Source organism: Citrobacter portucalensis, assembly GCF_002042885.1.
GTDB classification, from domain to species: domain Bacteria; phylum Pseudomonadota; class Gammaproteobacteria; order Enterobacterales; family Enterobacteriaceae; genus Citrobacter; species Citrobacter portucalensis.
The window spans coordinates 351,439-364,888 of the sequence record NZ_MVFY01000003.1 but is presented as its reverse complement, the minus strand read 5'-3'; the positions used below and the strand labels follow the sequence as shown (position 1 = coordinate 364,888).

The following is a 13,450-nucleotide window of genomic DNA, read 5'->3' as shown; positions in this document are numbered from 1 at the left end:
TCAGCTGTATTTAACGTCCTTTGGCCAGATACTGCGCCATTTCATCTTCCGGGACCATTCCACCGCCGGTCGCCCACACCAGGTGGGTGGCGTTATTGAGCTGATCCGCGCTGAAGCCGTGCATGTGCTGATAGTCAGCAGAGGCGCAAACGTGTTGCGGACCGGCCATCCCTGCCAGCGCTGACGGTTCGAGGCGAATACCTTCTTCCTGCGCCAGCCAGCCCAGCATATCGTACATCGTCTGATCGTCCAGAGTGTACAGACCGTCGAGCAGACGTTCCATTGCCCGGCCAACAAAGCCAGACGCACGGCCGACAGCCAGCCCATCAGCCGCCGTCAGGTTGTCGATGCCAATATCCTGCACGGAAATCGTATCGTGCAGTCCGGTATAAATCCCCAGCAGCATGCACGGTGAATGGGTTGGTTCTGCGAAGAAGCAGTGCACGTTATCGCCAAACGCCAGCTTCAGGCCAAACGCCACGCCGCCAGGGCCACCGCCGACGCCGCATGGTAGGTAAACAAACAGTGGATGGTCTGCATCCACCACGCGCCCCTGCTGGGCAAACTGCGCCTTTAAGCGCTGTCCGGCCACCGCATAGCCTAAAAACAGCGTGCGGGAATTTTCATCATCGATAAAGAAGCAGTTTGGATCGGACTCCGCCGCCTTACGGCCCTGTTCAACCGCCACGCCGTAATCTTCTTCATACTCCACGACCGTCACACCGTGACTGCGCAGTTTGGCTTTTTTCCATGCGCGGGCGTCGGCCGACATATGCACCGTCACCTTAAAGCCGATACGGGCGCTCATAATGCCAATCGACATGCCGAGATTACCGGTGGAGCCTACTGCGATGCTGTACTGGCTAAAGAACTGTTTGAATTCGGGCGAAAGCAGAACGCTGTAATCGTCTTGTGTGGTCAGCAGACCGGCTTCCAGCGCCAGTTTTTCCGCGTGGGTCAGTACTTCATAAATGCCACCACGGGCTTTAATCGAGCCAGAAATTGGCAGGTGACTGTCTTTCTTCAGCAGAATTTCGCCATTGATGCGCTGCCCGTACTCTTTCTCCAGCCGCTTTTGCATGGCCGGAATCGCGGCCAGCTCAGATTCAATAATGCCGCCGGTGGCCGCGGTTTCCGGGAATGCCTTTGCCAGGTACGGCGCAAAGCGCGTCAGACGGGCGTGAGCATCCTGAACATCGTGTTCAGTCAGGCCAACATACGGTAAACCTTCCGCAAGAGAGGTGGTGCCAGGGTTAAACCAGGTTGTCTCCTTGAGAGCAACCAGATCTTCCACTAAAGGATACTGGGCGATAAGTGTTTGAATGTTTTCCATAGTCAGTCTCTTTGCGCTTAGATAATAAAGGAAAGCAGGAATGTGCAAGCCAGTGCAATCACGGACGCGATAAATGTCGCGGTCGTATAGTATTTAAACGTTTCATTCAGGGTGGCACCGCAGTATTGCTTCACCAGCCAGAAGAGGGAATCGGTAACGATCGTGCAGCCAATAGCGCCGGAACCGATAGCAATGGCGATGATCTCCGGGCTGACGTTGGGATAGAGCGGCAGCATCGGTGCAACGATTGCCGTGGCGCCCATCATTGCCACCGTGGCGGAACCCACCGCAGCATGCAGGATTAACGCCACCAGCCACGCCAGCAGAATCGGGTGCATATGCATGTTCGAGAGGATCAGCGCAAGAGTATCCGCCAGCCCACTGCTCTTGAGGATAGCGTTGAATGCGCCGCCTGCGCCGATAATCAACAGAATGTTAGCTATGGAGCCAAAACCGTTTTCAGTGTGGGTCAGCAACGTACCCATACCGATGTGCTGACGCAGGCCGAGAATGTAATAGGCAACGAAAACGGCAATAAACATCGCGGTGATCGGGTTACCAATAAACTCCAGCAGCGTATATACCGTGCTGCCTTTCGCCATGTTCAGCTCAGCGACGGTTTTTACCAGCATCAGGCCAATCGGCAGCAGAACGGTAAACAGCGTAGCACCCAGCGACGGCAGCGTACTTTCGTCACGCACTTTAAGGTCAGAAAACTCAGCCGGAACCGGTTTAAACGGCAGACGGTTACCCAGGAATTTCAGGTACAGAGGACCGCCTATCAGCGAGGCCATCAAGCCGACCAGTAAGCCGTAGACAATCACGGTGCCAATGTCTGCGCCCAGCTTGTTCGCCACGAACAGGGCAGCCGGATGCGGTGGTACCACGCAGTGCACCGCCATCAGCGCCGTACACAGCGGAATCGCCAGCTTCAGTAATGAAGTATTGGTTTTCTTGGCAATTGAAAAGGCCAGTGGAATCAACAGCACCACGCCGACTTCAACAAACAGCGTGATCCCGCAAATCAGTCCAACCAGAACCATAATGACGTCGGCGGATAGCCAGCGGCAGCGCTGCAGCGTCAGGCCAATGCGTTCGGCTGCGCCGGACACTTCCATCATTTTGCCCAGAATGGTCCCAAGGCCGATAACCGCGGCGAGGAAGCCCAGCGTACCGCCGATGCCACTCTCAATGGCATTGACCATATCCAACGGCCCCATGCCCATCATCGTACCCACGAAGAAGCTGGCTAACAGTAGCGCCAGAAACGGGTGGAATTTGAACTTCACGATGGTCAAAACGATTAACACGATGCTTATCAGCAGCGTGCTCACAACCCAGATTTGAGAGTGCATAACTCACCTTGCCCTGTGATTAATATAGGGTTATTGGACAAAAATAAGGCATGGTCTGACAAACGATATAAATCCCCATTCACATGAGCCAGATTGCATCAAATGCGTGATTTATGTCTAATTGTGCTTTGTTTATGCGATATGGTTCACTCTGGTTCACCTTTGAGCTGATTTTTGCAGCGAACTTTTTTACACTCCAGCGCATGAATCAGAAGGAAAGGAGGTGAGAATGGATCCCCTACGCGAAGTCAGAAACCGGCTGCTCAACGGCTGGCAGCTGTCAAAGCTGTATACTTTTGAAGTGGCGGCCCGGCATCAGTCGTTTGCGCTGGCGGCAGACGAGCTGTCATTGAGCCCCAGCGCCGTCAGCCATCGCATAAATCAGCTTGAAGATGAGCTTGGCATCCAATTATTTGTTCGTTCTCATCGCAAAGTGGAACTCACTCATGAGGGCAAACGGGTATTTTGGGCGCTGAAGTCGTCACTGGACACGCTCAACCAGGAGATTCTTGATATTAAGAATCAGGAGCTCTCGGGGACGCTCACCGTCTACTCACGGCCTTCTATCGCCCAGTGCTGGCTGGTTCCGGCGCTCGGCGACTTTACCCGTCGCTACCCGTCAATTTCGCTAACCATGTTGACCGGGAACGACAACGTCAATCTACAGCGTGCGGGTATCGATCTCGCCATCTATTTTGACGATGCACCCTCCGCGCAACTCACGCATCACTTCCTGATGGATGAAGAGATCCTGCCGGTGTGCAGCCCGGACTACGCCCGCCGCCATGACCTTACCGGTTCGCTGGTGAATTTGCCGCACTGTACGTTGCTGCACGACAGACAGGCGTGGAGTAACGATTCCGGGACCGATGAGTGGCACAGTTGGGCGCAGAATTTTGCGGCGAATTTGCCGACATCGTCGGGGATTGGTTTTGATCGTTCTGATTTAGCAGTAATTGCGGCAATGAACCATATCGGCGTGGCGATGGGCCGAAAACGGCTGGTGCAAAAACGCCTCGACAGCGGAGAATTGATTGCGCCTTTTGGCGATATGGCACTGAAATGTCATCAGCATTACTACATCACCACGCTGCCCGGCAGGCAGTGGCCGAAAATCGAGGCGTTTATTGGCTGGCTGCAGGAGCAGGTTAAATAAGCGGGTTGCGAATATTTTTTACGCTTTCGCTCTACACGGAAAGTGAAAAAGCGTGCTAAATACGTGATATCACTCCTGATGATTTGCGTAAGGACGACCGTGTTAAAGCCGATTGTTTCCCTTTTACTGTTGGCCAGCGCCACCGTGTGTGCCGCGCAACCTGCGTTGACGGCGGCGCAGTATGTGCAGCAGCTTGGGGTTGGGATGGACGTAGATTGGGCGCGTACCGATCGGGGCATCCGTGAATTCGATCCGCTGGTGGTGAGGGATTATAAGGCGAAAGGGTTGACCCACGTGCGCATTCGCGTGGCGGGTGAGCCTACGGAGGCGCGGCTCATTCATCTGCGCAAGCTGGTGGAAGCCTGCGAGCAGTATGGCGTGATCCCGATAATCGCCTATCAGGCTGACGAGTATAAAAAAGACCCCAGTGCCAGTAACGAAAAAGAGGTGGTTAACTGGTGGGTGGCAGTGGCGCATTACTTTGGTCAAAGTTCGCCGTTGCTGGGTTTCGACCTGATTTATGAACCTGCCGATAAGCTCAACCATAATCAGGCGTCGCTCAATAGGGTGTATGACAAAACCATCCGTACCATCCATGCCATCGATCCACAGCGAATGATATTTATCGCGCCGAAACTGCATGCCGCTCCGGAAGATTTGCCCAACCTAAAATTGCCGCCGCAAAGTCAGAATACCGTGCTGGCCCAATGGCATATTTTCCCGTGGGGGCCGCTGAAAAATAACGGTAAATACCCGTGGACCTCAGGGACAGCGGCAGAAAAGGCCGCCATTCGCGCCCGTATCAATACTGCCATTCACTGGCAGCAGAAAACCGGTCATGTTAGTTGGGTAGGAGGCTGGTCGCCGGGAGAAACCATCAGGAACGCGTCTTCTGCCTCGCAAATGGCGTTTGCCCGCTTTATGGCTTGCGAGCTGAAGAAAGCGAAAATTCCCTATGCTATCAATGCGGATACGCAGTTCTATGATGGTGAGGAAGGGGCATGGAGACCGGCGCTGGAGCCGTTGTTGAATACCATGATTGCCCCTGAGTGTGAAAAGCCCGGCGAGAAGCCGGGCCTTCATACGCTTAAACCGCCTGTCCCTGATGCGACACGCGTGACGCCAGCGGAAGCCAGCAAACAAAAATCAACAGCCCCATAAGGGTCATCAGCAGGCCCAGACTGGCTTGCCCGGTCTGCGGCAGCATGGCAGAGAACCACGCCAGCACGCCGGAACCAATGTTCTGTAATCCACCAACCAGCGCACCAGCAGTACCGGCCAGGAACGGGAAAGGCTCCATTGCGCCGCTGGTTGCCAGCGGAAACAGCATCCCGGCGCCGAAGAAAAACAGTGCGGCGGGAACCAGCAGCGTCCAGACGTTCATCACGTCGAACAGACCAGGGATCCACATCATCAAACCGGCGACCAGACAGCAGATAACTGACTGCCACATTAGCGTCGAGAAACGCTTATTCGGGCGACCGGCGAACCAGGCACCAAAAAACGCCGCCGGAATGGGCAGAATAAACAGGATACTGACCACCATGCTGCTTAAGCCGAGACGCGCGCCTAACAACACCCCGGAACAGGCTTCGAAGACCGCAACGCCCGCCAGGCCGCCGATCAGCATCAGCACGTAACAGGTGAAAGAGCTGTTGCCAAACAGCGTTTTGTAGCTGGCGATAAGCCGTGGACGCGGCGCACCTGCGGGGCGCGTTTCCGGCATCCAGCGCGCCATGCTAAACGTGACGCCTGCGCACAGCACCAGCAGGAAGATGTAACAGGCACGCCAGTTCCACAGAGTATCCAGCATACCGCCAATCAATGGTGCCAGCAGTGGGCTGACCAGAATCCCCATGTTTAACAGGCTATTAGCGTGGCGTAACTGCGTGCCTTCATACAAATCGCGCGGTAACGTTCGCGCCATCACACCGCCGACGCCCGTTCCCATCCCCTGTATTGCGCTGGCGATAATCAATACCGTCAGGCTGTGGGTGGTTATGGCGACCAGCGTAGCCAGCATAAAAATGGACATCCCGGCGAGGATCACCGGGCGGCGGCCAACGCGATCGGAAAGTGGGCCGTAAATCAGTTGTGACAGGCCGTAGGTCAACAGATAGGCGGCCATTACGCTTTGCACCGCCCCTTCGCGAACGTTCAGTTCACGCGCCATATCAGCAATCGCGGGGATATAAATGGTTTGCGCCATCTGACCTACCGCCACCAGTAATACCAACATCAACAACAAATTGACGCTTCTATGCCTTTTCATTTCGCTGATTACTTTTCAAAAAGTGAAAAAATAAGAATAAGGTGCTGCACTTTCCCGTAAATGCGCGTGGAATCTACCACAACAGAAAAAGAAGGCCAGATAGTGGGCTGGAATGTTTAAACGATGAACGGCAGGAAATGTAAACAAAAAGCGGCAACAAATGTTGCCGGATTGCATCGGGTTTACAGAGGTCATGATAAGCGTAGCAAAACTGCACCTATGGCAATGCCTCCAGCCGCAACAAGACGTATTCCGGCAACCTTCTCTTTCAGTAGCAGCCACGCGAGCAGCGCGCCAAACAGGATGGAAGTTTCACGCAGCGCAGCGACTACCGCCAACGGAGCCTGAGTCATGGCCCACAGCGCCAGACCGTAAGAACCCATTGTGCCAATCCCGCCAAGAATACCTTTCTTCCACTGCTGTACCAGATAGCGCGACGCTTCCCGGCGTCGGGCAATCATCGCCCAGCCCAGCAGGCAGGAGCCGTTCAGAAAGAAGGTCCACAGCGTATAACCCAGCGCAGTTTCTGATAAACGTACGCCGGTGCCATCAACCAGCGTATATCCGGCGATAAAGCAGGCGTTAATGAGCGCCAGCACGATCCCGCGTTGCGAGCTGCTGCGTCCGTTAAACGCCATGCCGAGGATCGCCAGACAGATCGTGGCAATCCCCACCCAGGCTAGCACAGAGAGGCTATCGCCAAGAAACAGGACGCTGATAATTGCGACCAGCAGCGGTGCTGTGCCGCGCATTAACGGATAGGTCTGGCTCATATCCGAAACCTGATAGGTTTTGGCGACCAGGACGGTATATACAATTTGCAACGCAGTTGAGACGGCTAAAAAAGGCAGGCTGGCGGCGGAAGGTTGCGGCGCAAAGGGTAAGAAAATCAATGCCATAATTGCGGCAGAACCGCTGACACCGATCGCTGAGTACAATTTATCGTTTCCAGCTTTAACAATGGCATTCCAGCTGGCATGCAGCAGCGCGGCGAACAGCAAAATGCAGAAAACAGAAAGCGTCATGGTGGAATTCTTCCCTGAGAATGTCATAAAAACGTAACATATTGGCGCGACACAAGCACCAGGGAGAAGGTGAAAGGGGAGCGGAGTGTTACCCGCCCCCCTTAGGTGCGCCTTGAATCCGAATTACTTAACGTATTTCAGAACGGCATCAAGTAGTTGCAGTGCTGCAACAATGAGTTTGAGGATAAGAATAGCGATATCCACGAGGCTCATACGCTCTCCTTTTGGTACAAGGAGCACGGTGCTGACGTACCTCGCCGCTGCCTGTTGCCAGCACCTTTGTTGACATAACACAGTGTGCTCACACGGGGGTTAAGGCGCTGACGGCACCACCCGTTTCAGCCAGGACTTTGATGCGCCGGTTTACGATGCGGCCCCCGCATAACACATTGCGTACCGAGACATTATAGATAAACACTGTATAAATTAACAGTATTTTATGGACGTTACGCTATTCATGTTCCATACTCAAAACCATCAAAATTCGTGCCGAAATTGCGTGTTCTTCGCAGAACGCGTATACTTTTTTCGTTGACATAACACAGTGTGTTCGGCGGCTACCAACCGCACAGCACTGAAAAAAACCTCGCTCCGGCGGGGTTTTTTGTTTTTCAGCAATGCACAACGAAATGTGATCGTTGACGCATTTTTATGCAGATGAAAATTTTTCCATTGTCACGCTGAAAAACCTGTGTTTGTATAAATCCAGTTAATCAACAAACAGACAGGTCCCTAATGAACCCTTCCATGCTGACTGCGACCCTACTAAAAACTGCGCCATCTCGCGCAGCGGTCGTCGTGCGTGTGGTGGTGGTCGTCGGCAATGCGCCGTAGGGTCCGAATCAACACACGATTCCAAAACCCCGCCGGCGCAAACCGGGCGGGGTTTTTCGTTTCAGAGACCTGCCCGGAGCAAAGGCCCAGAATAAAAGGACTGGAGCATGGCAAGTTCGGGCATAACATCCAAGCGTACGCGTTTTACGGGCGCAGAATTCATCGTTCATTTCCTGGAACGCCAGGGGATTCAGGTTGTTACCGGTATTCCCGGCGGATCGATTCTTCCCGTCTATGACGCCTTAAGTCAAAGCACGCAAATCCGTCATATCCTGGCGCGCCACGAGCAAGGAGCTGGGTTTATCGCTCAGGGAATGGCGAGAACCGATGGCAAACCCGCCGTCTGTATGGCCTGCAGCGGACCGGGCGCAACCAATCTGGTGACCGCCATTGCTGATGCGCGTCTGGATTCCATCCCGCTGGTGTGTATCACCGGGCAGGTTCCGGCCTCAATGATAGGCACCGACGCCTTCCAGGAAGTCGACACCTACGGCATCTCTATCCCCATCACTAAGCACAACTATCTGGTCCGCCATATCAGTGAATTACCGCAGGTCATGAACGATGCGTTCCGCATTGCGCAGTCCGGACGTCCAGGCCCGGTGTGGATAGACATTCCTAAGGATATTCAAACCGCCGTTTTTGACATTGAAGAGATGCCGGAGCCTGCGCAGAAAATGGCGGCGCCAGCGTTCAGCCAGGACAGCATTCGCGATGCCGCAGCCATGATTAACGCCGCACAGCGTCCGGTGCTGTACCTCGGCGGCGGCGTGATTAACGCACCTGAGCGCGTACGTGAACTGGCGGAAAAAGCGATGCTGCCCACCACTATGACCTTAATGGCGCTCGGTATGTTGCCGAAAGCGCATCCGCTGTCGTTAGGCATGCTGGGCATGCACGGCGCGCGTAGCACTAACTTTATTCTGCAAGAAGCGGATTTATTGATTGTTCTGGGCGCACGTTTTGATGACCGGGCGATTGGTAAAACGGAGCAGTTCTGCCCGAACGCCAAAATCATTCACGTGGATATCGACCGCGCGGAGCTGGGTAAAATCAAACAACCGCACGTGGCGATTCAGGCGGATGTCGATGAGGTTCTTGCACAATTGATCCCATTAATTGACGCGCAGCCGCGAGAGTCGTGGCATCAGACGGTGGCCGATTTACAACGTGAATTCCCTTGCACTATTCCGCAGGAAAGCGACCCGCTCAGCCACTATGGATTGATCAACGCCGTGGCTGCCTGCGTAGACGATAGCGCTATTATCACCACCGACGTAGGCCAGCATCAGATGTGGGCGGCACAGGCTTATCCGCTGAACCGTCCGCGTCAGTGGCTGACCTCCGGCGGTCTGGGAACTATGGGCTTTGGCCTGCCAGCGGCAATTGGTGCAGCGCTGGCCAATCCAGACAAGAAAGTGCTGTGCTTCTCCGGCGACGGCAGCCTGATGATGAATATTCAGGAAATGGCGACAGCCAGCGAAAATCAGCTGGATATTAAAGTCATCCTGATGAATAACGAAGCGTTGGGTCTTGTATATCAGCAGCAGAGTCTGTTCTATAAGCAGGGTGTTTTTGCCGCGACCTATCCGGGGATGATTAACTTTATGCAGATAGCCGCCGGGTTTGGTCTCGAAACCTGCGATCTGAATAACGAAGCGGACCCACAGGCAGCGTTGCAGGAGATTATTAATCGTCCTGGGCCTGCGCTGATTCACGTGCGCATCGATGCCGAACAAAAAGTGTACCCGATGGTGCCGCCGGGTGCGGCAAACACAGAAATGGTGGGGGAATAAGCCATGCAACAGCAGACTCATGACAACGTAATCCTGGAACTCACCGTACGCAACCATCCGGGCGTAATGACTCACGTTTGCGGGCTGTTCGCCCGCCGCGCGTTCAACGTGGAAGGCATTCTCTGTCTACCGATTCAGGACAGCGATAAGAGCCGCATCTGGCTACTGGTCAACGACGATCAACGTCTTGAGCAGATGATAAGCCAGATCGACAAGCTGGAAGATGTGGTGAAAGTGGCCCGCAACCAGTCCGATCCGTCGATGTTTAACAAAATTACCGTGTTCTTTGAGTGAGTTAGTCGCCGTCTGAATCCGGGGTGATCACTTTGACAGAGCCGTTCCGGCAGTGGGTTGCGTAATCTGCCGGTAACGGACGGTCGCTTATCAGTACGTCAAAGGTGGAGAGTGGACCAATGCTGGCGGGGGCGACCTCATCGAACAGGGCGTGCCGCGTCAGCAGAATTTTGCGTAATCCGCGTTCCATCGCTTTGCGTTTTGTGGCCAGATCGTCCGGATTGAACCAGCTAACGCCGAAATGCTCATGGACTCCGCTGGCGGAGATAAAGACTTTCCGTGGGTTGAGTGCATCCAGCGGAGAGGGATTGCTGGTGTCGTAAAAGGCGTCACTTTTCGCCCGGTAGGTCCCCCCGCAAAGAATTGCTGTGGCGTTGGGCTTTTCATTTAGCGCTACGAACACCCGGTGCGAGTAGCAAATCCCGGTAAAGGAAATATCGTCCGGGATCATGCTGACCACCAACGGCATTTCCGCACCATTATCAAAAAAGACCAGATCATTTTCACTCACCAGTCCCGCAGCCAGAATGGCAACCGGTAAATCGTCGCGGTGATACTGTTTTTGCGCGGGGAGTGGCGCGTTAACGATGGCAGCAGGTTTGTTCACCATCACAATGTAACCACCGAGCAGCGTGAGTGGTAACGGTTCGTCATCCTGACTGAGATCCCGACGAATAGTCATCACGGAAACTTCCAGCATTCGTGCCGCCTCTTTCAGATGGATTCGGTCGGTCTTCTTCAACAATTCCATCAGACGTCGAATACGTTCTTTTTGCTTAGTTTCCATGTGCTTCTCCACGAATCATGTTCCCATGTTCCTTCAGTAACATTTTTGTGTTTCTGAGAACATGACATTGCCGCATTACTATACGTCTGACTATTCGGAAATAAAAGCGTGTTTTTTCACGTTTTATTGATTATATCCAGTTAATTTTCAGTCAATTGTAAGCAAGTTCATCATTTGTATTGTGATGTGGGTGTAACGTTTAGTGCAATAAATAAACAATAAAATGATCTTCCAATCGCGATCCTAGTCACAAATGATACAAAAGTAACATGATAATGTTATTTTAATATCATTGTTGTGTGATTGTTTCTGAGAGGTAGTAAAATGGATATCGCGGTTATTGGCTCCAACATGGTGGATCTCATCACCTACATCAACCAGATGCCCAAAGAAGGGGAAACGCTGGAAGCACCGGCGTTCAAAATTGGCTGCGGGGGCAAAGGCGCAAATCAGGCCGTTGCGGCCGCTAAGCTCAATTCCAAAGTGCTGATGCTGACAAAAGTCGGTGATGATATTTTTGCGGATAACACTATTCGCAATCTCGAATCCTGGGGAATTAATACTACCTATGTCGAAAAGGTACCCTGCACCAGCAGCGGTGTCGCACCGATCTTTGTTAATGCCAACTCCAGCAACAGTATTCTGATTATTAAAGGAGCGAACAAATTTCTCTCCCCGGAAGATATCGATCGTGCGGCGGAAGATCTGAAAAAATGTCAGCTTATTGTCCTGCAACTGGAGGTGCAGCTGGAAACCGTTTATCACGCGATTGAATTTGGCAAAAAACACGGTATTGAAGTGTTACTGAATCCCGCCCCTGCATTACGGGAATTAGATATGTCTTATGCCTGTAAATGTGATTTTTTTGTGCCGAATGAAACCGAGCTGGAAATATTAACCGGTATGCCAGTAGATACTTATGACCATATTCGCGCAGCGGCACGTTCTCTGGTTGATAAAGGTCTGAACAATATTATCGTCACCATGGGTGAGAAAGGTGCGCTGTGGATGACGCGTGACCAGGAAGTCCATGTTCCAGCGTTTAAAGTGAACGCTGTCGATACCAGTGGCGCAGGCGACGCTTTCATCGGTTGTTTTGCTCACTATTACGTTCAAAGCGGTGATGTGGAAGCCGCCATGAAAAAAGCCGCTCTCTTCGCTGCTTTCAGCGTTACCGGGAAAGGCACTCAATCATCTTATCCAAGCATCGAACAATTTAATGAGTTTCTTACCTTAAACGAATAATACTCCTGCACTGTAAAAGGTAGCACTATGAACGATAAAAACATCATTCAGATGCCTGACGGCTATTTGAATAAGACCCCTCTGTTCCAGTTTATTTTGTTATCCTGTTTATTCCCGTTATGGGGATGCGCAGCCGCATTAAATGATATTCTGATTACGCAATTCAAAAGCGTATTTTCACTCAGCAACTTTGCCTCGGCATTAGTTCAGAGTGCCTTTTATGGCGGTTATTTTTTAATTGCGATTCCAGCATCTCTGGTGATTAAAAAGACCAGTTATAAAGTCGCCATCTTAATGGGGCTGACCCTTTATATCGTTGGGTGTACGCTCTTTTTCCCGGCATCGCACATGGCCACCTACACCATGTTCCTTGCGGCGATTTTCGCGATTGCGATTGGTCTGAGCTTCCTGGAAACAGCAGCCAACACCTACAGCTCAATGATCGGCCCAAAAGCGTATGCCACTTTACGCCTGAACATCAGTCAGACTTTTTATCCTATTGGTGCGGCTGCTGGCATTCTGCTAGGTAAATATCTGGTCTTCTCTGAAGGTGAAAGCCTGGAAAAACAGATGGCCGGGATGAACGCTGAGCAGATCCATAACTTTAAAGTGTTGATGCTGGAAAATACCCTTGAGCCATACAAGTACATGATTATGGTACTGGTTGTGGTGATGGTGTTATTCCTGCTGACTCGCTTCCCGACCTGTAAAGTCGCGCAAACCACGAGTCATAAACGCCCGTCAGCGATGGATACACTGCGTTATCTGGCCAGCAATGCCCGTTTCCGTCGTGGAATTGTGGCGCAATTTCTTTATGTGGGGATGCAGGTCGCGGTGTGGTCATTCACCATCCGTCTGGCACTGGAATTAGGTGATATCAACGAGCGCGACGCCTCAACCTTCATGGTCTATAGCTTCGCCTGCTTCTTTATCGGCAAGTTTATCGCCAACATTTTGATGACGCGCTTCAATCCGGAAAAAGTGCTGATTCTCTATTCCATTATTGGTGCGCTGTTCCTCGTCTATGTTGCACTGGCGCCAAGCTTCAGCGCTGTGTATGTCGCAGTGCTGGTGAGTGTCCTGTTTGGACCCTGCTGGGCGACAATCTATGCGGGTACGCTTGATACCGTGGATAACGAGCATACCGAAATGGCGGGTGCCGTCATTGTCATGGCGATTGTCGGCGCGGCGGTGGTTCCGGCGATTCAGGGCTATGTGGCCGATATGTTCCATTCATTGCAACTTTCGTTCCTGGTTTCCATGCTCTGTTTCGTGTACGTCGGTATCTACTTCTGGCGTGAAAGCAAAGTGCGCAACAACCTGGCTGAAGCGACAGTTTCCTGAGGAGAGCGA

At 52.6% G+C, this 13,450-nt stretch carries 13 protein-coding genes; 7 read left to right on the top strand and 6 right to left on the bottom strand.

Annotation, left to right across the window (positions count from 1 at the left end; genetic code table 11):
- Nucleotides 1-10 precede the first annotated feature (10 nt).
- Both dsdA and dsdX read right to left on the bottom strand, forming a co-directional pair.
- Complete coding sequence (gene dsdA / locus BZK40_RS06855; RefSeq protein ID WP_003827105.1) at nucleotides 11-1,333, bottom strand: D-serine ammonia-lyase; 1,323 nt, start codon at nucleotides 1,331-1,333, stop codon at nucleotides 11-13.
- 17 nt (nucleotides 1,334-1,350) lie between these two features.
- Nucleotides 1,351-2,688 carry a D-serine transporter DsdX gene (dsdX, locus tag BZK40_RS06850; protein ID WP_003827107.1) on the bottom strand — a complete coding sequence of 446 codons (1,338 nt, stop codon included), beginning with the start codon at nucleotides 2,686-2,688 and terminating at the stop codon, nucleotides 1,351-1,353.
- Between the two features lie 229 nt (nucleotides 2,689-2,917).
- Here dsdX and dsdC point away from each other — a divergent pair, with 229 nt between their 5' ends.
- Nucleotides 2,918-3,844 (top strand): DNA-binding transcriptional regulator DsdC, encoded by a 927-nt coding sequence (gene dsdC, locus BZK40_RS06845; protein ID WP_057067116.1) that lies wholly within the window; start codon nucleotides 2,918-2,920, stop codon nucleotides 3,842-3,844.
- 78 nt (nucleotides 3,845-3,922) lie between these two features.
- Nucleotides 3,923-5,005, top strand: a complete 1,083-nt coding sequence (locus BZK40_RS06840) for a cellulase family glycosylhydrolase (RefSeq protein ID WP_079934392.1) — start codon at nucleotides 3,923-3,925, stop codon at nucleotides 5,003-5,005.
- Here the strand turns inward: BZK40_RS06840 and emrD are convergent.
- The 3 genes from emrD to tisB all read right to left on the bottom strand — a co-directional run bounded on the left by emrD (nucleotide 4,932) and on the right by tisB (nucleotide 7,354).
- Nucleotides 4,932-6,116, bottom strand: coding sequence for a multidrug efflux MFS transporter EmrD (emrD, locus tag BZK40_RS06835; RefSeq protein ID WP_032934162.1), 1,185 nt, complete (start codon nucleotides 6,114-6,116; stop codon nucleotides 4,932-4,934). The genes BZK40_RS06840 and emrD overlap by 74 nt on opposite strands.
- Before the next feature lie 191 nt (nucleotides 6,117-6,307).
- Complete coding sequence (locus BZK40_RS06830; RefSeq protein WP_079934375.1) at nucleotides 6,308-7,141, bottom strand: EamA family transporter; 834 nt, start codon at nucleotides 7,139-7,141, stop codon at nucleotides 6,308-6,310.
- A gap of 123 nt (nucleotides 7,142-7,264) precedes the next feature.
- A complete protein-coding gene (gene tisB / locus BZK40_RS06825) occupies nucleotides 7,265-7,354 on the bottom strand; it encodes a type I toxin-antitoxin system toxin TisB (RefSeq protein ID WP_003023909.1) in 90 nt (29 codons plus the stop codon).
- A 522-nt stretch (nucleotides 7,355-7,876) separates the two neighbouring features.
- On the opposite strand from tisB, the gene ivbL reads away from it, so the two are divergent.
- The 3 genes from ivbL to ilvN all read left to right on the top strand — a co-directional run bounded on the left by ivbL (nucleotide 7,877) and on the right by ilvN (nucleotide 10,065).
- Entirely contained in the window at nucleotides 7,877-7,975 is a 99-nt protein-coding gene (gene ivbL / locus BZK40_RS06820; RefSeq protein WP_003827118.1) for an ilvB operon leader peptide IvbL, read from the top strand.
- 107 nt (nucleotides 7,976-8,082) lie between these two features.
- Nucleotides 8,083-9,771 (top strand): acetolactate synthase large subunit, encoded by a 1,689-nt coding sequence (ilvB, locus tag BZK40_RS06815; RefSeq protein WP_079934374.1) that lies wholly within the window; start codon nucleotides 8,083-8,085, stop codon nucleotides 9,769-9,771.
- A gap of 3 nt (nucleotides 9,772-9,774) precedes the next feature.
- Nucleotides 9,775-10,065 (top strand): acetolactate synthase small subunit, encoded by a 291-nt coding sequence (ilvN, locus tag BZK40_RS06810; protein WP_003023914.1) that lies wholly within the window; start codon nucleotides 9,775-9,777, stop codon nucleotides 10,063-10,065.
- Nucleotide 10,066: 1 nt separating this feature from the next.
- Here the strand turns inward: ilvN and BZK40_RS06805 are convergent, their stop codons facing one another.
- Nucleotides 10,067-10,852, bottom strand: a complete 786-nt coding sequence (locus BZK40_RS06805; RefSeq protein ID WP_003827122.1) for a DeoR family transcriptional regulator — start codon at nucleotides 10,850-10,852, stop codon at nucleotides 10,067-10,069.
- A gap of 324 nt (nucleotides 10,853-11,176) precedes the next feature.
- On the opposite strand from BZK40_RS06805, the gene rbsK reads away from it, so the two are divergent.
- Nucleotides 11,177-12,097, top strand: coding sequence for a ribokinase (gene rbsK / locus BZK40_RS06800; RefSeq protein WP_003827124.1), 921 nt, complete (start codon nucleotides 11,177-11,179; stop codon nucleotides 12,095-12,097).
- A 27-nt stretch (nucleotides 12,098-12,124) separates the two neighbouring features.
- The gene (gene fucP, locus BZK40_RS06795; RefSeq protein WP_003827126.1) at nucleotides 12,125-13,441 is read left to right on the top strand and encodes an L-fucose:H+ symporter permease; all 1,317 of its coding nucleotides are present in this window, start codon (nucleotides 12,125-12,127) and stop codon (nucleotides 13,439-13,441) included.
- Nucleotides 13,442-13,450: the final 9 nt, after the last annotated feature.